The organism is Mycobacterium intermedium (assembly GCF_002086275.1).
Classification (GTDB): Bacteria; Actinomycetota; Actinomycetes; order Mycobacteriales; family Mycobacteriaceae; genus Mycobacterium; species Mycobacterium intermedium.
This window is the reverse complement of record NZ_MVHT01000023.1, coordinates 53428-73738: the sequence shown is the minus strand read 5'-3', so window position 1 is coordinate 73738 and position 20311 is coordinate 53428. Positions and strand designations below refer to the sequence as shown.

The window sequence follows — 20311 nt, the reverse complement described above, 5'->3', positions numbered from 1 at the left end:
GGCGCCCACGGCGCCCCCGGCCGCGTGTCGCCGCACCCCCCCCCCCGGCGGCCCGGCCCCCCCGCCCCCGGGGGGCGGGGTCGACGCGTGTCTGCGGGTCTGCATTGCCCGGCGCGTGATCGCGCGTGGCGAATTGGCTCACAAAATGACCAGCCCCGACTGCGCCGAGAGGCGCGTCGGGGCTTGGGCCGTCGAAGGGCAGTCTTGCTCAGACGCCAGTCCGCGGGATGACGCTCGGCCGCGACTGCACCACGTGGGGAGCGCCGCCGCCGCGACCGGCCATCATGCCCGCGGGCATTCCGCCTTGAGCCCCGCCACCCATCGGCATCGGCATCATCGGCATCCCGCCGCCGGCCGCCGCGGCCGCATTGGCCTCCGCGGCCAAGGCCGCATTGGGCAACCCGAGGCTCGCCAACCCGCTGAGCGCTGAACTGGACATCCCGGCCGGCGTAGCACCCGGCCACGACGGGGGTACCGAGAGCGCCCCGACCATGCGCGCCTGACCCAAGTTCGCGGCCGCGCCCAGCCCGGCTCCGCCACCCATCGGCTTCAGCGATTCTGCGGCGGCGGCGCCCACGCCCAGTCCCGTCGCACCCTCCGGCATGGTCGCGCCGACCATTGCGGCGCCACCGCCCGATCCGGCCTGCGTTGCAGCACCGATCGCCATCATCGCCGGCTGTATCGCCATCATGGCCGGCGATGCCAGTAGCTGGGCCGCCTGGAATGCCCCCTGCAGCGGCGGGCCTACGGTCGCCGCGACACTCTCCGCCGTCAGCGCGATCCCCACCGCGTCGAGCGGAATCGCGGCGAACGGAATGAGCTGCGTGGCCGCGGACAACGCCTGGGAGCAATAGGCCCCCATCGCGGCCACGTCCTGCGCCCACATCTCCACGTATTCGAACTCGGTCGCCGCGATCGCGGGGGTATTCAAACCCAGGAAATTCGTCGCCACCAACGTCAGGAATTGCAGCCGGTTGTCCTCGACCAACATTGGATGCACGGTCGCCGCAAGCGCGGCCTCGAATGCCGCCGCCGCCACGCGGGCTTGGGCCGCGGATCCTTCGGCCAGTGCCGCCGCCGCGCTCAGCCAGCCCAGGTAGCCGGCCGCGGTGGCAGCCATCGCCGCCGACGCCGGGCCGGTCCACGGCCCACCGGCCAGCCCGGAGATCAAGGCGTCGAATGTCGAAGCGGCGCCGCTCAAGTCCGCCCCCAACCCATCCCACGCGGCCGCCGCCGCGAACAATGGGCCGGAGCCCGCGCCCCCGTACATCTGCGCAGAGTTGACCTCTGGCGGTAAAACAGCAAAATCCATCACCCGACCACCTTCTACATTGACCGTTCGCGATGGCCGATCCCCGCACGCCGGAGACGCACTGTTGGAACGCCGACCCCGCGACTACATCGATTCCCTAAATGATACAAAACTGAATACGATGCGTCAATGTATCCGTTGGGCGGATCAGCGATTCAGGACGATGTTGAGCAATTTGGTGAGCCAGTCCCGAGCGGCCGTCAGGTCGTTGTCGAGCAGCAGTTGGATGCTGACCCCGTCGTAAACCGCGATGACGAACCGGGCAATGTCGGCGAGGGTGCCGACCTTCTCGTCCGGGGTGATCCCACCCGCCATGAGCCGCTCTTCGATGGCGGCGCGCAGCTGTGCGCGGTGCACCTCCCAGCGTTGCGCCAGCCCTGGAGTCCGGGCGGCATACAGCAGGAAGTCCATCTTGATCAGCAGCCACTCGCGCTCGAGCAGCAGCGTGGACACGATCCGATCGACGGTCGCCTCAAGGTCGCTCGTGGGGTCGATCCCCTCCATCGCCTTGCGGACCTGGTCGGCAGTGCGGTTGGCCCACTCGTCGTAGAGCAGGAAGAACAGCTCTTCAAGGGTCTCGAACTGGGAGTAAAAGGCCCCGCGGGTATAGCCCGCTGCGGCGCACACGTCCTCGATACGAACATGCCCGAAGCCCTTTTCCGCGAACACCTCGAATGCCGCGGCGATCAGCCGGGCGCGGGTCTCGGCGCGACGCTTGGTTACCCGGACCGGCTTATCCGTGGCGGTCGGTGCAGCTGTCATCTGGTTTCCACCCCTCCCGAAATGCTGTTGCACCTGATACATTACCGCATCGGATACCCAGATCGTGAACCTGATTCGCAGAAGCGCCCTCAGGGACGACGCAGAATGCGCTGCTCCCGGCGCCTTCCTGCAAGGTTGCGGCTACTCGCGCCTCCCCCCGTCGTCGCGGGGAATCAGGCAATATAAATCCCATGGACACTGGTACGACCTCGCCTCGGGTATTGGTCGTTGACGACGACTCCGACGTGCTTGCCTCGCTGGAACGCGGCCTACGGCTGTCCGGCTTTGAGGTATCCACTGCCGTCGACGGGGCCGAAGCCCTGCGCAGCGCGACCGAGACCAGGCCAGACGCGATTGTGCTGGACATCAACATGCCCGTGCTGGACGGCGTCAGCGTCGTCACCGCATTGCGAGCGATGGACAACGACGTACCGGTCTGCGTGCTCAGCGCCCGCAGCTCGGTCGACGACCGGGTCGCCGGTCTGGAGGCCGGCGCCGACGATTACCTGGTCAAGCCGTTCGTCCTCGCCGAACTGGTAGCGCGGGTACGAGCGTTGCTACGGCGCCGCGGCGCGACCGCGACGTCGTCGTCGGAAACCATCACGGTGGGACCGCTGGAAGTGGACATCCCCGGCCGGCGAGCGCGGGTCAACGGCGTCGACGTCGACCTGACCAAGCGCGAGTTCGACCTGTTGGCGGTGCTCGCCGAGCACAAGACGGCGGTGCTGTCGCGGGCGCAACTGCTCGAGCTGGTGTGGGGCTACGACTTCGCGGCCGACACCAACGTCGTCGACGTTTTCATCGGCTACCTGCGGCGCAAGCTCGAAGCAAACGGCGGACCCCGGTTGCTGCATACCGTCCGCGGAGTCGGGTTCGTACTCAGGATGCAATAGGTGAACATCCTGTCGCGGATCTTCGCCCGTACTCCCTCACTGCGGACCCGGGTGGTGGTCGCGACAGCCATCGGTGCAGCCATTCCGGTGCTTATTGTCGGCACGGTGGTTTGGGTGGGAATCACCAACGACCGCAAGGAACGGCTGGACCGACGACTGGACGAGGCTGCCGGGTTCGCCATTCCGTTCGTCCCGCGCGGCCTCGAAGAGATTCCCAACTCGCCGAATGACCGTGACGCGCTGATCACGGTCCGACGCGGCGACGTCATCAAGAACAACTCCGATATCACGCTGCCGAGCCTGCACAAGGACTACGCCGACACCTACATCAACGGGGTGCGCTACCGGGTGCGCACGGTGACTATCCCGGGCCCCGAGCCGACTTCGCTGGCCGTGGGCGCCACCTACGACACCACCATCGCCGAAACCAACAACCTGCATCGGCGGGTGATGCTGATCTGTGGTTTCGCCATCGGCGCGGCGGCGGTGTTCGCCTGGCTGCTGGCCGCTTTCGCGGTGCGACCGTTCAAACAGCTGGCGGAACAGACCCGCAGGATCGACGCCGGCGACGAAACACCTCGGGTGGAAGTGCACGGCGCCAGTGAAGCCGTCGAGATTGCCGAGGCGATGCGCGGCATGCTGCAGCGCATCTGGGATGAGCAGAACCGGACCAAGGAGGCGCTGGCGTCGGCCCGGGACTTCGCCGCGGTGTCGTCCCACGAATTGCGCACTCCGTTGACCGCGATGCGGACGAACCTCGAAGTGCTGTCCACCCTGGACATGACCGACGAGCAGCGCAAAGAAGTGCTCAACGACGTGATTCGTACCCAGTCGCGGATCGAGGCGACGCTGACCGCACTGGAACGGCTGGCCCAGGGCGAACTGTCGACCTCCGATGACCACGTGCCGGTGGACATCACCGATCTCCTCGACCGCGCCGCCCACGACGCCACGCGCGTCTACCCCGACCTCGATGTGTCGCTGGTGCCCTCGCCGACCTGCATCATCGTGGGAATGCCGGCCGGGTTGCGCCTCACCGTCGACAACGCCATTGCCAACGCCGTCAAACACGGCGGTGCCACGAAAGTTCAGCTGTCCGCGGTCACGTCGCGGGAGGGGGTGGAGATCGCCATCGACGACAACGGCACCGGTGTGCCCGAAGGAGAGCGTCAGCTGGTGTTCGAGCGGTTCTCCCGCGGCTCGACGGCGTCCCACTCCGGGTCCGGCCTGGGGTTGGCGCTGGTGGCCCAGCAGGCGCACTTGCATGGCGGGACCGCGTCGCTGGAGACCAGTCCGTTGGGCGGGGCGCGGTTGCTGTTGAAGCTCCCCGCGCCGAGCTAGGTCGGCGCGCTCACGTCTTTCTTGCGCTCTTTGCGCCCGGGGTGAAGAAGGCCCGCTTCGCCGCGGCTTCGTCCTCAAACCAGACCTGGGCGGTGATGTCTTCGTACATGGGATCGTCGGGCGTGTAAAAGTGCCGGGTATTCGAACGTCCCTTGACCAGCCAGCCTTCCGGCCCGCCGCCGTCGGCATCGGCGCGCGCCGAGCCGGGACCATATGGGGCAAAGGGCTTCTCGGCCGCCTTGTCTTTCGCAACTTTGACGACGCGGATCCGCTTCGTCGGCTCCTCGGTGTCCTGCACCTTTGCTCCGGCGACCTTCTTCGTCGCCGGCCCCCTGCCGGCCGGAACCCGTTTCGCGGCACCGCCTTTCTTGCCGGGCGCACCCTTGCGGGGCGGACCCTTCTTGGCTGGAGCGCCTTTACCCCCTTTACCCGCTGCAGACTTCTTGGGCGGTAAGCCTTTTCGGCTGGCCCCACGCGTGGGGCCGGGTCGAGTCGCCATTTTCGGGCCCGCCGACCTGGCTTTCAGGTTCGGCTCCGACGCCCGTGTCGCAGCGACGGCGGCCGCCGGCCTGACCGGACGCACCATCAGCGTCAACGTCAACGTCAGCCCAAGCACGAATGACAGGGCCACCAACCACCAATGCACGTGGGCCATCAGGATTTGTCGACCTCACTCGAGGCGGGTAGCACAGCGGTATCGACCTCGTCCGCCAGACCGGGCAGCACCTCCGTTTCGGGCTCGGCGTCGATCGGAGCGGTCAGCAGGTCCGTTTCGTCTTCCGCGGGCGCGGCATCCGCGGCGTCCAGGGCGTCTGCGGCGTCTACGGCGGGTGCCGCGTCTGCCGCGGGTGCCGCTTCGGGCTGGGATTTCCGCTCCTCGCCCGTTCCCAGAGAGACGGTCACGATAATCCAGGCCACGGCGGAACCCGTCACAAACGCGGCCAGGTAGCACAACCACTGGATGAAGAAATCCATGCCTCTCCCTAGCCGATCCTCAGCCGACCACGATCTCGGCACGCCGATTCTTGATCCGGCCCTCGGGGGTGTCGTTGCTGCCGATGGGGTTGACCGAACCCAACCCCTTGGCCGTGACGTGATCGCGCGGAACGCCGTGTGCGATGAGAAAGTCGGCGACGGCGCGGGCCCGCTGGTCGCTCAGCGGGATGTTGATGCCCTCGGCGCCGGCGTTGTCGGTGTAGCCGTTGACGGTCACCCGGGCATCCGGGCATGCCTTCAGCTTGTCGGCCACTTGGGTGAGGATCTGGTCGTCTACGGAGGTGAGGGTGACGCCGTCGCCGGCGAAGTAGATCGGGCCGCCCGTCACGGCATTTATCGTTGCTTGCAGGTTGGCACACGCGCCCGCCGCGCCTGGTGGCGGCGGGGTGGAACCGGGGCTGGGGGGAGCGCCGGGGATCGCAGGAACCGTTACCGGTGGTTGGCCCTTGACCTGAATCTTGCTGGTGACGTCCACGGTGGACCAAGCCCGGGTGGCGGCCCGCTCGACGGCGTCCTTCTGCTCGGGCGAGATCGCGGTTCCGGTCAGATTGACCGTGTAGCTCTCGGCCTTGAGGGTGAACTCGGGCATCGACGCGGCAGCGAAGAAAATGGGCTCCGCGTTCGAGAAGTCGAGCGAATGGACCAGGGGGTCGATCCGGATCTGGTCAATGACGTTGACACCCGGGGTCACCATGGACTTCATCGACGCCATCAGCGCCGCCTTGGAGTTCTCATCCGGGAAGTCGCCGATGAGCGTAATTGTGTTGCCGCTGCGGCTGATTGACAGCAGCGACAACGGTGGCCCCGGAGTGCTCGACGGTCCGCTGGTCGGCTCGAGAGTCGGCACATTGCCGCTCGGGCCGGCGAAGGACGTGGGCCGCCCATAAGCCCAATAACCGACCACCGCGAGCAAGAAGGGGATCACCGCCAGGGCAATCAGCCACGAGGTGCCCAGCCGGTGCTTGGTGAATCTCGGCGTGCGCGTGCGTTCCGCCGCCTCGGTGGGCGCAGGCGCTTTGTCCACAGCCGGCTCGGTGCCCACCATCACTCCTCCCCTCACGTCCGCTCGCTGATTTCTCGTGGTTTTCCCATGTCCAGGCGATATGCAGCCTACCGAGTCGCTACGCCTCAAGGGCCAATCTGCGGATGCCCGTCGCTCGTCGGGCAGACTGGGACGATGGCCACCGGAGGGAAACCCGACGACAGCGAGACTCTGGCGCGCATCCGCGATCTCGTCGCCGCCGAAAAGGCGCTGCGCGACCAGTTGCTGCACCACGAGATTTCGGAGTCCGAGGAGCACGAACGGCTACGCCGCATCGAAGTCGAACTCGACCAGTGCTGGGATCTGCTGCGGCAACGACGGGCCTTGCGCGAAACCGGCGGGGATCCGCAGCGAGCGAATGTGCGTCCGCCCGACGAAGTCGAGGGCTATATCGGCTAGCTCCGGGTGCGTCGGGGCAACATGAACGATCTTGACGTCGTCATCGTCGGCGGCGGGCACAACGGCCTGGTAGCGGCCGGCTACCTGGCCCGAGCGGGGCTGCGGGTGCGGTTGCTCGAGCGGCTGGGGCATGTCGGCGGGGCGGCGGTGTCGGCGCAGGCCTTCGATGGCGTCGACGTCCGGGTGTCGCGGTATTCCTACCTGGTCAGCCTGCTGCCGCCACGTATCATCGCCGACCTCGGTGCCCAGGTCCGGCTGGCCCGGCGGCGGGAGTCGTCCTACACCCCGGACCCGGCGACGTCCGGTCGCACCGGCCTGTTGGTGGGTTCGAGACCGACGTTCGCCGCGATCGGCGCCGCCGGGGATCAAGTCGGGTTCGACGCGTTCTACCGCCGCTGCCGGCTGGTGACCGAACGGCTTTGGCCGACGTTGCTGGAACCGCTGCGCACCCGATCGCAGGCCCGTGCGCACGTCCTGCAGGGCGGTTCCTCCGAAACCGAGGCCGCGTGGCACGCGATGATCGAGACTCCTATCGGGCATGCCATCACCGGTGCCGTCAGAAACGATCTGGTGCGTGGCGTGATCGCGACCGACGCGCTGATCGGCACCTTCGCCCGTCTTGACGGCGAATCGCTGGTGCAGAACGTCTGCTTTCTGTACCACGTGATCGGCGGCGGCAGCGGCGACTGGGACGTGCCGGTCGGCGGCATGGGATCGGTGACCACGGCCCTGGCCGTCGCAGCCGCCCGCCACGGCGCTGAAATAGTCACTGGTGCAGACGTTTTCGCGGTCGATCCGGATGGGGTGGTGCGGTACCGCAGCGGCGGCGATGAGCATGCGATCCGAGGCCGGTTCGTCCTGGCCGGCGTTGGACCAGCGGTGCTGGCTCGCCTGCTGGGCGACCCAGAACCCGCACTGGCGCCGGGTTCGCAGGTGAAGGTCAACATGGTGTTGCGGCGCCTGCCTCGACTGCGTGATGACGGCGTCACGCCCGAGCAAGCCTTTGCCGGGACGTTCCACGTCAACGAGACGTGGAGCCAGCTGGACACCGGTTACACGCGCGCCGCTCAGGGCCTGGTGCCTGACCCGTTGCCGTGTGAGGCGTACTGCCATTCGCTGGCCGATCCGAGCATCATGTCGCCGGAGTTGCGCGACTCGGGTGCGCACACCATGACGGTGTTCGGTTTGCACACCCCACATTCGACGTTGGGCGGAAACGCCGCTGCCTCTGCATCAGATCGCCTTGCCGAGGCCGTGTTGTCATCGCTGAATTCCGTTCTGGCCGAACCGATTCAGGACGTGCTGCTGACCGACGCGCACGGCCGGCCGTGTATCGAGACGACGACCACCGACGACTTGCAGCGCACGTTGCAGATGACCGCGGGCAACATCTTTCACGGCGCGCTGTCCTGGCCGTTCGCCGATGACGACGACCCATTGGACACCCCGGCACGCCAGTGGGGTGTGGCCACCGCACATGAGCGAATCATGCTGTGCGGGTCAGGTGCGCGCCGCGGCGGCGCCGTGTCCGGCATCGGCGGACACAATGCCGCGATGGCGGTGCTGGCGTCGCTCGGACGCGGCTAGCGCGCTGCTCGCTCGCGCGCTAGCGCTCGTCGATCGTGGCGTAGTCGCGCTCGGTGTAGCCGGTGTAGATCTGGCGCGGACGACCGATCTTGTTGTCGGGGTCGTCGTGCATCTCGCGCCAGTGCGCGATCCAGCCGGGCAGCCGGCCCAACGCAAACAGCACGGTGAACATGCGGACCGGGAAGCCCAGCGCCCGGTAGATCAGCCCGGTGTAGAAGTCGACGTTCGGGTAGAGCTTGCGCTCGATGAAGTAGTCGTCGGTGAGCGCCGCTTCTTCGAGTTCCTTGGCGATGTCCAGCAACGGGTCTCCGCCCAGCTTGGCCAGGATCTTGTCGGCCTGGTCCTTGACGATCCTCGCGCGCGGGTCGTAGTTCTTGTAGACGCGGTGGCCGAAGCCCATCAGCTTGACGCCCTCTTCGCGGTTCTTCACCTTGCGGACGAATTCGCCGACGTCGTCGCCACTCTCACGGATCTGCTCGAGCATTTCGAGCACGGCCTGGTTGGCGCCGCCGTGCAGCGGCCCCCACAAGGCGTTGATGCCGCCGGAGATCGAGGTGAACAGGTTGGCCCGCGACGAGCCGACCAGCCGCACCGTGGACGTCGAACAGTTCTGCTCGTGGTCGGCATGCAGGATGAACAGCATGTCGAGCGCCCGGACCACCTCGGGGTCGGCCTGGTACGGCTCGGCGGGGAACCCGAACGTCATCCGCAGGAAGTTCTCCACCAGCGTCAGCGAGTTGTCCGGGTAGAGGAACGGCTGGCCGACCGACTTCTTGTAGGCGTAGGCGGCGATGGTCGGCAGTTTGGCCAGCAGCCGGATCGTTGACAGCTCGACCTGTGCGTTGTCCATCGGGTCCAGGGCGTCCTGGTAGTACGCCGAGAGCGCGTTGACCACGCTGGACAGCACCGGCATCGGGTGGGCGTTGCGTGGGAAGCCGTCGAAGAAGCGCTTGAGGTCCTCGTGCAGCATGGTGTGCCGTTGGATCCGGTGGGTGAACTCGGCCAGTTGGTCGGCGGTGGGCAGCTCGCCGTAGATCAGCAGGTAGCTGACCTCGATGAAGGTCGATTTCTCGGCGAGCTGGTCGATCGGGTAGCCGCGATAGCGCAGGATGCCGGCGTCACCGTCGATGTAGGTGATGGAGCTCTTGCAGGAAGCGGTGTTGACGAAGCCGTTGTCGAACGTCGTGTGTCCGGTCTTGGACAGCAGCGGCCCCAGCGCAATGCCGTCAGCACCTTCGGTGGCTTTTACGATCTTCAGATCGATCTCGCCCCCCGGGTACTTCAGAGATGCGGTGTCGTCGGTGTCGGCCACGAGAACCCCTTTGCGCTTCAGGCTGGTATGGCTTATGGACCTAGCTGCCGCAAGTGCGCTAGGTACGTCATAGGTGAAGGTAGTCGGTATCGCGACGGCGCGCCTGCTCGGGGTCTAGTCTGCCGGGCCAGCACACTTCCACCTAACGTTTTGTCCGCGCACCGGACGAATCAAGCCGCACCAGCTCGCCGTACCGGCTGTTCGGCATCGTACTGCTTTGCCGACGCTGAGGCCCCGGTTCTTGGCTATCCCCCGCCACCTAGCTCGCCGTGAGCAAGCCCTTTGCCGGCACCAGCTGGACTGGCAGCTTCGCCCAGCCCCGCAGCACGCGGCTCTCCCTCCGGCTCTGCGTCCCTGCCACCCGCATCTCGGGGAACCGCTCGAACAGGGTCCGCAGCCCTATTGCCGCCTCGTCGCGCGCCAGGGTTGCGCCCAGGCAGACATGGTGGCCGCTGGCAAAACAGAGATGCTTCATCGCATTCTCGCGCCGGATGTCGAAGCGGTGCGGATCGTCGAATACTGACGGGTCACGATTGACCGCCGGCACATAGGTCAAGATGACCGCGCCGCGTCTAATCGCGGTTCGTCCTACCTCGGTATCCCGCAGCGCCACCCTGGGAATGACCTGAACCGGCGGTTCCAGCCGAAGGATCTCTTGGATCGCGTGGGACCACAGCTGCGGTTGCTGCCGCAACTCACGCACGTGCTCGGGCGCATCCAACAACATTTGAATCGCACTGCCTAATAGGTTGACGGTGGTTTCGCTACCCGCGGTCAACAGCAGCCCGGCCATCGCCTGAAGCTCCGTTTCGGTGAGATGGATGTCCGCTGACCCACTGCGGCCCCGCAAGATCAATTCACTTATCAGATCGTCGCCCGGAGAGCGCATGAGTCGGCGCACATGGCCCTTGAGCCAGGCACAGATTCCCTCGGTCGCCTCCTGCACGCGTCGGTATTGCCGCCAAGTCAGGCCCGCATCCAAGATCGGTGCGCCCACCTCACAGAACTCCCGAATGATTTCTTGATCACGATCGGGAACGCCTAGCACGTCGCTCAGCACCACAACCGGAACCTGCCAGCAATACTCGTCGACCAGATCGACGGGCCCCGGCTCATTGGCAAGGCGGTCCAAAAGGTTTGACGCGATCTCCGCTATCCGGTTATGCAGTGCGGCGACCGCCTTTTGGGTAAACGCCGGCGCCAGCGCAGCGCGATAGCGGGTGTGATCGGGCGCCTCCACCGCCAACAGCGACGGTGGCCGCAACGGATGCAGTAAGTCCGGTCGTGTCCGGTCCTCCAGCCAACGCAGCGGTCCCGGCAGGGTTGAGCCGGGCCACGGCAACCGGAAGTCTTTGGATCGCAAGATCTGCCGTGCTACCGCATGACCGACCGCGAGGTAGCCGCCGCTGACGCGAACCAGTGGGCCCTGGGCATGCAATTCATCGCAGAACGGCCGCGGATTCGCAAAGACGGCTGGATCGGCAATCAGCCGGCCTAGTGGATCGCCGCGCCAAGTTCCGACTAACGCCAGGTGGCGAACAAACCCGTGGAGTGCAAACCAGTGCAGTTGCTGCCTCATCGAGGCCTCCTCATCTGACAAATCGAAGGGCATGTAATGGAATTTCGAGCCATTTTCTATACCGTTCGCCCTGCATTATCGGCGCCACGTGGGTGCACCACTTGCGGCCACCAGAACCAACGCCCCAGCAAGGTAGCTATTGCGGGCATTAACAGCAGCCGCACAATTATGGTGTCGAGCAGAAGACCAACGGATACAATCAAACCGAACTGGCCAATAAGTAGCAATTCACTGCTCAGCATCGCGGCCATGGTAGCGGCGAAAGCAAGACCCGCCGCCGTCACCACTTCCCCCGTTCGCGCCATCGATCGAATAATCCCTGTCTTCAAACCCGCGTGAATCTCCTCTCGCAACCGCAATACCAACAGCAGGTTATAGTCGGATCCGACAGCCAACAGAATGATCACAGATAGCGCCGGCAGCGCCCAATGAATATTGGCACCCAGAATGTTCTGCCAGATAAGCACCGAGAGGCCGAAGGCTGCGGCAATCGAACTGGCCGCGGTCCCCACAATCACCATGGCCGCCACCAAACTGCGGGTGAGCAACAGCATGATCGTGAAAATCAGGGTTAGCGACGACAACACCGCGATCGTGAGGTCGCACTTTTCCCCATCGTGCATATCTTTGAAGGTCGCGGCGGTACCGCCCAGATAGACCTTGGCATCCGACAGCGACGACTGCTTCAGCGCCTGCCGCGCGGCAGTTCGCTCGACGTCGACCCGTGAAATCCCTTCCGGGCTCGCCGGATCCCCCTCATGGGTGATAAGAAACCGCGCGGATTTACCGTCCCCCGACACGAACGTTCGCAAGCCGGCTTGGAAGTCAGGATTATCGAAGGCCTCCGGCGGCAAATAGAAAAGATCGGAGTTTCTCGACGTGTCAAAGCTCTGCCCCAAAACAATTGCGTTATCGGTCAGGGCCTCCTGTTGCCCGATAAGCGTCTCCAAGGTGCTGTGAAAGGTTAGCGTAATCGCGCGAGTGGCTTTCAGCGATTCGATCTGCGGAGGCAGCACGCTGAGCACTTGATGTTGCAGTACGCCGACCCTGTCGAAATTACTCGTCAGCCGGCTGAGTTCTTCATCCAGCTGGTCAATCCCGTCCAATGCGTCGAAAAGCGATCTGAATGACCAGCAGATTGGAATATGATAACAGTGTTTTTCCCAATAGAAGGCACTGCGCAACGGACGCCAAGAGTCGTCGAAATCCGCGAAACGGTCCCGCACTCGGGTAATAACGTCGGTCAGGTCATGTGTGTCTTGGTTCATATCGTCGATAGCAGCAACGAACTGGGCCTGGAGACTGTACATTTCTTCCATAGCGTCAATCGTCTTCGCCAACTCGTCGGCCAATCGGCGGATATCGGCCAGCCTGTCTTTGAGGAACTCCAGGTTCTGTTTGCTCACTTGGCTTTGCATGCTGATCTGGAAAGGTATCGAACTATGCTGGATCGGCATACCCAAGGGTCGAGTAATGTCCTGCACCATGGCTATGCCGGGAATTTCCAGCAATTTTCTTGCCACCTTGTCCAGCACGAGCATGTCGGCAGGATTTCGCATGTCATGGTCAGCCTCAATCAAAAGGAAGTCGGGGTCCATGCGGGCCGGCGAAAAATGGCGGTCCGCGGCGGCGTACCCGACACTGACCGGCGCGTGGTCAGGCAAATAGTGCCGGTCGTTATAGCCCGGCCTATACCCGGGCAAGGCGATCATGCCGATGAGCACAATCGCGGCACTGACAGCGAGAATCGGCAGCGGCCATCGCACTACAGCGGTGCCGACCTTGCGATACAGCCGCCCATCGGTGGTCCGCTTTGACTCCAACAGGCCGAACCGACTGGCGAAGGCCAGGGTGGCCGGCACCAGGGTCAGCCCGACGCCTATGACCACCACCATGCCAATGGCGACGGGGGCAACCATGGTGTGGAACCAAGGCAATCGCGCAAAGCTCAGACACAGTGTGGCCCCGGCGATCGTCAATCCCGAGCCCAAGACCACCGGCGCCACCCCGCGAAAGGTCTTGTCAATCGCGGTCATCGGATCTTCACCGGCCGTACGCGCCTCTTGATAGCGGCCAACGAAGAAGATTCCGTAGTCGGTTCCGGCGGCGATCGCCAACATGGTGAGGATGTTCGCGGCGGACGTGGTCAATCCAAAAACGTTGTGGTGGCCGAGAACTGCGACGACACCCCGAGCGGACCCCAGCGCAATGCCAGTCATGAACAATTGGATGGCTGTGGTGACGACCGATCGATAGAAGACAAACAACATGATCGCGATTGCGGCGATCGAATACATTGTCATCGTCACCAAGCTCGCGTTGCCAACGATCTGGATGTCGTCGGTCAGAGCCGCTGGGCCGGTGACATAAGCCTTGACGCCGTCCGGTGCCGGTGTTCGCTGCACCAAGTCACGGACCGCTTCGACGGATTCATTGGCCAGGGTCTCACCCAGGTTGCCGGCAACGTTGAGCATCACGTACGCCGCTTTGCGGTCGGCGCTCTGGACACCGGCCGCCGTTATCCGATCGCTCCAGAAGTCCTGAATGTGCTGAATATGCTGGGGATCCTGCCGCAACTCGCGGATGATGGTGTCGTAGTAGGCGCGCGCGTCGGCACCGAGTGGTTGCTGACCCTCCACGATGATCACGACCGTGCTATTGGAATCGAATTCCTTGAAGTCACGGCCCAGACGAGCCATCGCCTGCATCGATGGCGCGTCATCGGGAGCTATCGGCGCTGAACGTTGCTGACTGACCACTTCCAACGACGGCGCAGCAACATTCAGTGCGACCGTCAGCAAGACCCAGAACATGATGATGGGCACCGCGTACAGGCGCAGCGTGCGGGCGATGAATGGCTGGCGTTGGTGTTCGGTGGCGGTGGTGGTTGGTGGGGCCGGTGTTATTTGCTCAGCGATGGGGTACGAATCCCGGTCCGGCAACAAATGGGTCATGAGCTCAACTCCGTTGCGACTGTTCAGAATCCGCCGGAACAGGCGCGTCAAGCGATGCCAACCGCCACAAGTCGGCGTGGCCTGCGGCTTCGCGCAGCGACCGGGGCAATGCATCCAGCGCGTCCTTGATTGCGACCCACACCGCCTCGGCCGGCGCCACATTGGCAGCGGCCGCACGGATGCGCGCCTCGGCCGCAAGATTCGGTTCGTGGGGCGCGTCGATGGCTGGTGCTAACCCATTGATCGCGTCAACCACTCGTTGTCGGCGTCGGTTATATGACAGCGCGGCAAGTTCATCGGGGTAGATCGGCGCGCCGAAGATGTAGTCCTGCCGAGCATGGCGGTGCGGGAAGTCCAATTTTTGATGTACGGGCTGCTCGGGCAGACCGCCGGCAAAGTGTAAGGGCACAACCGGCATCGCCATCTCCACGGCCAGGTCCAGCAGTGTGGAGGTCACCGTTTGGACCCGCTGGGTGGATGACGACTGCCGCGTGCCGTCGACGTGAACAAATACCGACGATCCCCTCGCAGCGATGTCGCGCTTCGCTATGTCAAGGACAGACAGGAAGTTCTCCGGGTTGCGCCGATCGAGGTACAGAACGTTCTGGTTGTTTCCCAGCGTCTTTGACAGCTGTCCCATCCAGCCATCGGCATTTTCGACTTTTGAGACGGCGATTACGGTGGTGTCGGTGAGCCAGGAGGCGATTGCTACTCCCAGCACCGACTCGATCGCCACTTGGTGGTTGGCTAGCAACAGCACGCTGCGTCCGCGAATCTGCTGCATCGCCGCGGGATCCGCCAGGACGACGTGACGCACATAGCGGGAAAGCAAGGCCAGCGCGACGATGTCGCCGTGCCAGCCCATCGGACGTCCGGTTTTCTCGGCCCACCATTTGCGCACGGGCTCCCAATCCGGCAGCACCGATGCGCGGGAGCGCGCACCGGAGACATGCTCTGATCGCACCGGGGCCAGCTGAATGACGTTGTGCGCGGGGCTGGTGACGACCTCTTTTGCATTGCGCTCCCGCTTGATTCGCATCCCCAGCCCGGTGGCTGAGTAGACGCGCAGCCCGTCCACCCACAGCGATGCGTCGGCAACGGCGACAACGCCGTCGTCGCCACGCTCGATTCCGGTGATCTCCACTTCCGTGGTGATTAGCCGGTTGGCCGGCCGCACTTGTCCGCGATAGCGCCACGTCAACGCCTGCTCGAGAGCGATCGGTTCGAAATATGCGTTCTCCCCGACCTCTTGACCCAGCCCGAGATCCAGCATCGCGAATTGCAGGAGGTTGCACATGGCCTCGATGCCAAGGGATCCCGGTTGCACCGGATCCTGGAAGAAGTGCGCTTTGAAGAACCATTCGGCCGGGTTGACGTCCTTCACGCCGCGCCATCGCCCCAAACCCGCGCGGCCGCCGGTGGGCCAGCGTCCCGTCACGCGGTCGATCATCAGCAGCATCGGATCGGCCAACTTGGCTCCAGGGCCAAAGTAGCCCGATGGGCGCGCCGTCAAATCGACGGCTGGACGTGCGGATAACGCCGTGAACTGTTCGTGTTGGCTGCTGTCGGTAGGTAGACCCTGCTGGTTGTCAAGGGCATTGGATTGGAAATAGCCGAACACGGTCTCCATGTCGCAGACCCGAGTTTGGCCGGCGTAGGCGGCAACCGCGAAGCTGACGATGATGGAGTCCGCGACCTTGGCGACGTTTTTCAGGCGAACTTCGGTGCGGAGGCACCCGGCAGACGGTCCAACCTCGGCGTGCTGAACCATGGTTCCGTCAAGATTGCGAAAGAACAGATCCATGTCGGAGGACAGTGGACATCCGATGTAGCTAGCCAACCATCCGCACGGCTGCAGGCAGACCTCCATCAGCACGGCGCAGGGCATCGTGGCGAAGCCGTTGGTGGTGAAATACCAGGCGTCGGAATGCACGTCGTATTCCGCGATCGCGGTGGCCCCTGGTTTCATCACGCCGAAGTCGCCGGTCACGTCGGTGATGCGGGACATGAAGTGATAGGGCGGGGATGGCAGCCGGGCAACTCGGCGCGTGGTGTCGAATCCTCGGTATAGCGGGCCGAACGCATGGGAAGGCTTGCCCAGAGCGCAAGCGAGCAGTGACTTGTAGTCGAACCTGAAGCCATCGACGGCGGCGACGGATTTGAACTCAAAATGGTGTTTTAAAAGTTGCAGACCTTCGTCCATTGGCCATCCGGGAGACAGCTTCAGCCCCAGGCGGTGCCCATGGAACGCGGCCAATCCGTCGACGCTGCAATGAACGTCAGCGAAAACGGTCGGTTCCGGTCCGCTGATCAGTTCCCGGACGAGTACCTCGTAGACGATTTCACGCGAATCCGGGGTTACCTGGCCGCGACACTTCAACTTGTAGGTCTCAAACGGAACCGGCTCGAACCGCCACCCGTCGCAAGCCAGCGTCATACCGGCTGCCGTCATGTAGAACGCAATCGCTTGCAGTGCGGCCTCGGCCATCAGCGTTCCCGGCATGCACGGGTCATTGCGGAAATGGCCACGGAAAAACCAGGTTTCGGGGTAGACGTGTTGAACGGCGCGCAGGTAGCCGCGCCCCCATGGACCCCCGGCGAAGTCGATGTCGGTGATCTCGTCGATAAAGAGCATGTCCCCGCCGCTGGTGGCGGTGGGCGTGCGGGTGTGGCTGGCGGCGCGCTCGAATCCAGCACCCAGAGTGGGCCAAAGCTCGCCCCGGCTAAGGGCTTTCACATCATCCGAGGGCAATGATCGGCGCGACGTCGGGCAGGGCGGAGGGTCCAACGGGCCAGTAACGGTCTCGTCCGTGGGCTTCCACACGACCCCCCGGGTAGCGGCCAGCTCCTCGTCGGAGAAGAATCCAGCCTGGCCATTGCGAACGGCAAGACGCACGGATCCGCCGATGGTGCAGTCGTAGTGGAAGAAGAAGAGCCGGATGTCTCCTTGGCTGGCATGCCCGTCGACGTGGATGTCAAACCGTAGGGTGTCACCGACCTCGGGCAAGCCACCGAGGAAGGTGAGTTCACAGCCCAACAGGCGGTACACCCGGTCGCCCTTGTTGGCGAAGTCCGCGCCCATCCAGGAGATGAGCATGAGGTCCGCCTGACCGCTTTCGATCATGATCCCGGCCGGCATCCGGCCTCGGTGCAGCCACCATGCGTCGGGGGGAACATCGGTCTCGGTCCATAGGGTTCCCGTTCCGAGTTTGCCCGGCTCGGCGTCAATGCCTAGCATCCGATCGGCAAGCAGCAGCGGCGGCTCGGGCATCCTCGTCTGCCGCCGGTAGTCATCCTGCACCGCGAAAGCGGGACCGAAGATTTCGGAAATTTTGCCCGACGCATGCACCCGCAGACCCGCTTTGTCCAACGTCATCCCGGTGGGGGTGCGCTTGACAGTGGGCACCGGAAGCACCGCGTTGGCCGGCGGTACCGGCTGGACGGCCCGGTGCGCGCCGTCGTCGGACCGCACTGCCGGGGGTTGCCGCGTGGAGTCCGGATGACGCCGGCCGTTGTGGGCGGGCCGTGGCGCTATCAGCGGCGGCGCGATATCGGCGAAATTCGGTATCGCGTAGGCGTCCACGGGGTCGGCGGGCGGCCGGGGCAACAGGGTTGCCGGCGCCTGGGCGGCATGCGAGTAGGCCGGGACTGCGACGCTCGCGCCCACCAGGGCAGGCAGCCGGACCGGCGGCATGTGGGCGGAGTAACTGATCGCTCTTGCCTTGCTAACATCGCCACGCGCAATGGCCAGCTGCCGCAACAGTTCTCGATACCGGCTTGTGGGGTCGGAACACGTGGGCGCAAGCAACGTCAGTCGCTGGTGCTCACCGGCCATGCCATCGACGTCCACGACGATCGGACGCGCTGCGGCGGTCACGGCCGAACCGTCGGTCTCGATCCCGAGGAATCCCAATAGAACTCCGGCACACATCTGCAGCAGGCCGGACGCCGCATGAGCGTGCCCAAGCATCGGTGTGACGTTGAAGGCGCCAGGCCCGGTACCGACGGCAAGCCTGCGGTCAGTGGTATCGGCGATCGCCGGCAGCAGCGCAAAGATTGTGTCGTTGTCTCGTCGAGCGTCGTCGGCCCGCTTGAGCACCATGACGACCGCGGCGTCGCCGGGAACCTGCTCTTCAGCGGCGAGCAACGCGCGCGCGGCCGCCTCATGCACGGGTTCACAGCTGAGGTCGACCGCGCCCACCACAGCCGCATCGATGTCACCCCGTCGCAGCGCACCGGCCGCGAGTTCCACAGCCGTTGTGCCCGAGAGCTGTTCGCGCGACACGGTAAAGCTTGGACCCCGCAGGTCGAACTGGCTATTGATGCGGTTCGCGACGATATTCGGCATCGACCCCACCACGCCGCTGGCGCCCAGACCCGACACGACACCGTCACGAGCGTGCGACAGCTCTCTGGGGTCGTCGAGTGCGTTGGCAAGCCTCCAGCGCAAGCCCCCTCTGGCCACCTCCGCGTCACAGCCCATCCCGATGAACACACTGGTGGTCTCGTTGGGCAGGGCCTTGATGACCGCACCGATGTTGAGCGCCGCACTGAGTGCCGCAAGCTGCTGTGGTACCGCGTCTTTCAGATCGCTCGGCGGAAACCGGACGCTGGCTGCGTCGAGCGCGAGTGTCGACATCCGGGCGCGGATGACGCCGTCGGCTTCCTCGGTGGTGATGGGCCGTCCTGCGGCGAGGCACTGTGCGATCTGAGCCGTCTCGTATCCGTCACCGGCGATGATGCTGATACCGACGATCGCGATATCGGCCTCGGAGCGATGCCCGTTCAGCTGCGGTCGCGGTGGGCTGATGCGAGAAGGCTGATCCTGCGGCCATTCTTCGACGATGAGATGCGCATTGTTGCCGCCGAAACCGAAGTTGTTGATAGCCGCAATCCGCGGTCCACTACTCGGCCACGGCTCGGCGGTGGTCAGCAGGCGCAGCGGCGTATCCGCGATGAAAGGCACCGGCTCCTCGACGTGCAAGGTCGGGGGACGCAGTTGCGTGCGCATAGCCGCCAAAACCTTGATGAGACCGCCGATTCCGGATGCGGTGATGGAATGGCCGAGATTGGACTTCAGCGAGCCGATGGGTAACTCGTCACATTGCGAGAAGACGGAGGCCATGCTCTTCAATTCGGTGAGGTCTCCGAGTTGGGTGCCGGTGGCATGACACTCGACCATCGTGATGTCGCGCGGATCCAAGTCCGCCATGGCGTAGGCCGCCCGCATCGCGCGTTCTTGACCTTCCTGACTTGGCGTCAGTAGGTTGCTGGCACGGCCATCGTTGGTCACGCCGACCGCACGGATCACCCCGAGAATCGGCTCCCCCGCTGCCAGGGCGTCAGCCATCCGCCGAAGGACGACGAAACCGGCGCCTTCCGCGGGCACCAAGCCGTCGGCGTGGCGGTGGAACGGACGCGATTTGCCGGTGCGGCTCAACGCCTGCAGCGCGCTGAATCCGACATGCAGAAACAAGTCGTCGGCGTGGTTCACGCCTCCGGCCAACATGGTGTCGACGGTCCCGTCGTGCAACCGGTCGCACGCCACCTTGATCGCGTAGAGCGACGAAGCACAGGCGGCGTCGAGCGAAAACGCGCCCGCCGTCAGGCCCAAGGCTTGCGCGGCGAGGTGCGCGGGCAGCCCGGACTGAAATCGATTGTGCCAGTCGATGGTCGGTGGCTGGTTCAGCCATACGCTTGCGGCGAGCGCGGCCATCGTCGGTGAGGGATAACACAGGTTGCCCAGCACCAGGCCGGCCCGTCCGGGAACCATCCCGACCTGCCAGCCGGCGCTTTCGATGGCCTGCCGGGCCGCGTATACGGTCCACTGGCAAAGCGGGTCGAGCTTGAGTAGAAAGTCGGCGTCGAGCCGAAAGCCGTTGGCATCGAAGACCTCTTCGAAGCCGCGCACGTAGCCACCCTGGTCCGATACAGCACGATCCGAGGTCGCGTCGGCGTGCCCGTTGTTGGCGTCAGCGAGGATACTGGCCGGGGGCAAGCCCCAATAGCCCTGCGGGGGACTGCTCAAGACGTCGTGGCCGCGGCGGATTGTCGTCCACAGCTCGTCCGGATTGAGTCCGCCCGGAAAGACGCAGCCCTGGCCGACAATGGCGATCGGTTCAAACCTCATGATG

General features: G+C 64.7%; 13 protein-coding genes. 4 read left to right on the top strand and 9 right to left on the bottom strand.

From position 1 onward, the window contains the following. Window positions 1–208: 208 nt before the first annotated feature. Window positions 209–1312, bottom strand: coding sequence for a PPE family protein (locus BST27_RS10945; RefSeq protein WP_069421071.1), 1104 nt, complete (start codon window positions 1310–1312; stop codon window positions 209–211). 147 nt (window positions 1313–1459) lie between these two features. Continuing rightward, window positions 1460–2074: a TetR/AcrR family transcriptional regulator gene (locus tag BST27_RS10940; RefSeq protein ID WP_069421070.1), complete on the bottom strand. Its 615-nt coding sequence runs from the start codon at window positions 2072–2074 to the stop codon at window positions 1460–1462. Window positions 2075–2256: 182 nt separating this feature from the next. Between BST27_RS10940 and prrA the strand changes: the two genes are divergently transcribed. Continuing rightward, entirely contained in the window at window positions 2257–2967 is a 711-nt protein-coding gene (gene prrA, locus BST27_RS10935; protein WP_197518171.1) for a two-component system response regulator PrrA, read from the top strand. Continuing rightward, on the top strand, window positions 2968–4308 hold the full coding sequence (locus BST27_RS10930) for a sensor histidine kinase (RefSeq protein WP_069421068.1): 1341 nt from the start codon (window positions 2968–2970) through the stop codon (window positions 4306–4308). Window positions 4309–4318: 10 nt separating this feature from the next. Here BST27_RS10930 and arfC read toward each other — a convergent pair whose 3' ends face one another. The 3 genes from arfC to arfA are packed head-to-tail and all read right to left on the bottom strand — an operon-like array spanning window position 4319 to window position 6346. Then, window positions 4319–4963, bottom strand: a complete 645-nt coding sequence (arfC, locus tag BST27_RS10925) for a channel accessory protein ArfC, sunset domain variant (RefSeq protein ID WP_069421067.1) — start codon at window positions 4961–4963, stop codon at window positions 4319–4321. Beyond that, a complete protein-coding gene (arfB, locus tag BST27_RS35035) occupies window positions 4963–5283 on the bottom strand; it encodes a channel accessory protein ArfB (protein ID WP_069421066.1) in 321 nt (106 codons plus the stop codon). The genes arfC and arfB overlap by 1 nt, the downstream gene beginning before the upstream one ends. 19 nt (window positions 5284–5302) lie before the next feature. Further along, entirely contained in the window at window positions 5303–6346 is a 1044-nt protein-coding gene (gene arfA / locus BST27_RS10915; protein ID WP_069421103.1) for a channel-forming protein ArfA/OmpATb, read from the bottom strand. 135 nt (window positions 6347–6481) lie between these two features. Between arfA and BST27_RS10910 the strand changes: the two genes are divergently transcribed. After that, the gene (locus tag BST27_RS10910; RefSeq protein ID WP_069421065.1) at window positions 6482–6745 is read left to right on the top strand and encodes a DUF2630 family protein; all 264 of its coding nucleotides are present in this window, start codon (window positions 6482–6484) and stop codon (window positions 6743–6745) included. 21 nt (window positions 6746–6766) lie between these two features. Then, window positions 6767–8332 (top strand): phytoene desaturase family protein, encoded by a 1566-nt coding sequence (locus BST27_RS10905; protein ID WP_069421064.1) that lies wholly within the window; start codon window positions 6767–6769, stop codon window positions 8330–8332. 19 nt (window positions 8333–8351) lie between these two features. Here the strand turns inward: BST27_RS10905 and BST27_RS10900 are convergent, their stop codons facing one another. The 4 genes from BST27_RS10900 to BST27_RS10885 form a co-directional block, all read right to left on the bottom strand. After that, entirely contained in the window at window positions 8352–9644 is a 1293-nt protein-coding gene (locus tag BST27_RS10900; protein WP_069421063.1) for a citrate synthase, read from the bottom strand. Window positions 9645–9903: 259 nt separating this feature from the next. Continuing rightward, window positions 9904–11223, bottom strand: coding sequence for a cytochrome P450 (locus BST27_RS10895; RefSeq protein WP_069421062.1), 1320 nt, complete (start codon window positions 11221–11223; stop codon window positions 9904–9906). Between the two features lie 56 nt (window positions 11224–11279). After that, window positions 11280–14177: an MMPL/RND family transporter gene (locus BST27_RS10890; protein ID WP_079219718.1), complete on the bottom strand. Its 2898-nt coding sequence runs from the start codon at window positions 14175–14177 to the stop codon at window positions 11280–11282. Window positions 14178–14181: 4 nt separating this feature from the next. After that, window positions 14182–20307, bottom strand: coding sequence for a beta-ketoacyl synthase N-terminal-like domain-containing protein (locus BST27_RS10885; RefSeq protein ID WP_079219719.1), 6126 nt, complete (start codon window positions 20305–20307; stop codon window positions 14182–14184). Window positions 20308–20311 lie beyond the last annotated feature (4 nt).

What these genes read in the sequence shown, in the direction of transcription:
- BST27_RS10945 (WP_069421071.1), bottom strand. Translation starts at nt 1,312, where the DNA reads ATGGATTTTGCTGTTTTACCGCCAGAGGTCAACTCTGCGCAGATGTAC.
- BST27_RS10885 (WP_079219719.1), bottom strand. Translation starts at nt 20,307, where the DNA reads ATGAGGTTTGAACCGATCGCCATTGTCGGCCAGGGCTGCGTCTTTCCG.
- arfC (WP_069421067.1), bottom strand. Translation starts at nt 4,963, where the DNA reads ATGGCCCACGTGCATTGGTGGTTGGTGGCCCTGTCATTCGTGCTTGGG.
- BST27_RS10940 (WP_069421070.1), bottom strand. Translation starts at nt 2,074, where the DNA reads ATGACAGCTGCACCGACCGCCACGGATAAGCCGGTCCGGGTAACCAAG.
- arfB (WP_069421066.1), bottom strand. Translation starts at nt 5,283, where the DNA reads ATGGATTTCTTCATCCAGTGGTTGTGCTACCTGGCCGCGTTTGTGACG.
- BST27_RS10890 (WP_079219718.1), bottom strand. Translation starts at nt 14,177, where the DNA reads ATGACCCATTTGTTGCCGGACCGGGATTCGTACCCCATCGCTGAGCAA.
- BST27_RS10905 (WP_069421064.1), top strand. Translation starts at nt 6,767, where the DNA reads ATGAACGATCTTGACGTCGTCATCGTCGGCGGCGGGCACAACGGCCTG.
- BST27_RS10895 (WP_069421062.1), bottom strand. Translation starts at nt 11,223, where the DNA reads ATGAGGCAGCAACTGCACTGGTTTGCACTCCACGGGTTTGTTCGCCAC.
- BST27_RS10910 (WP_069421065.1), top strand. Translation starts at nt 6,482, where the DNA reads ATGGCCACCGGAGGGAAACCCGACGACAGCGAGACTCTGGCGCGCATC.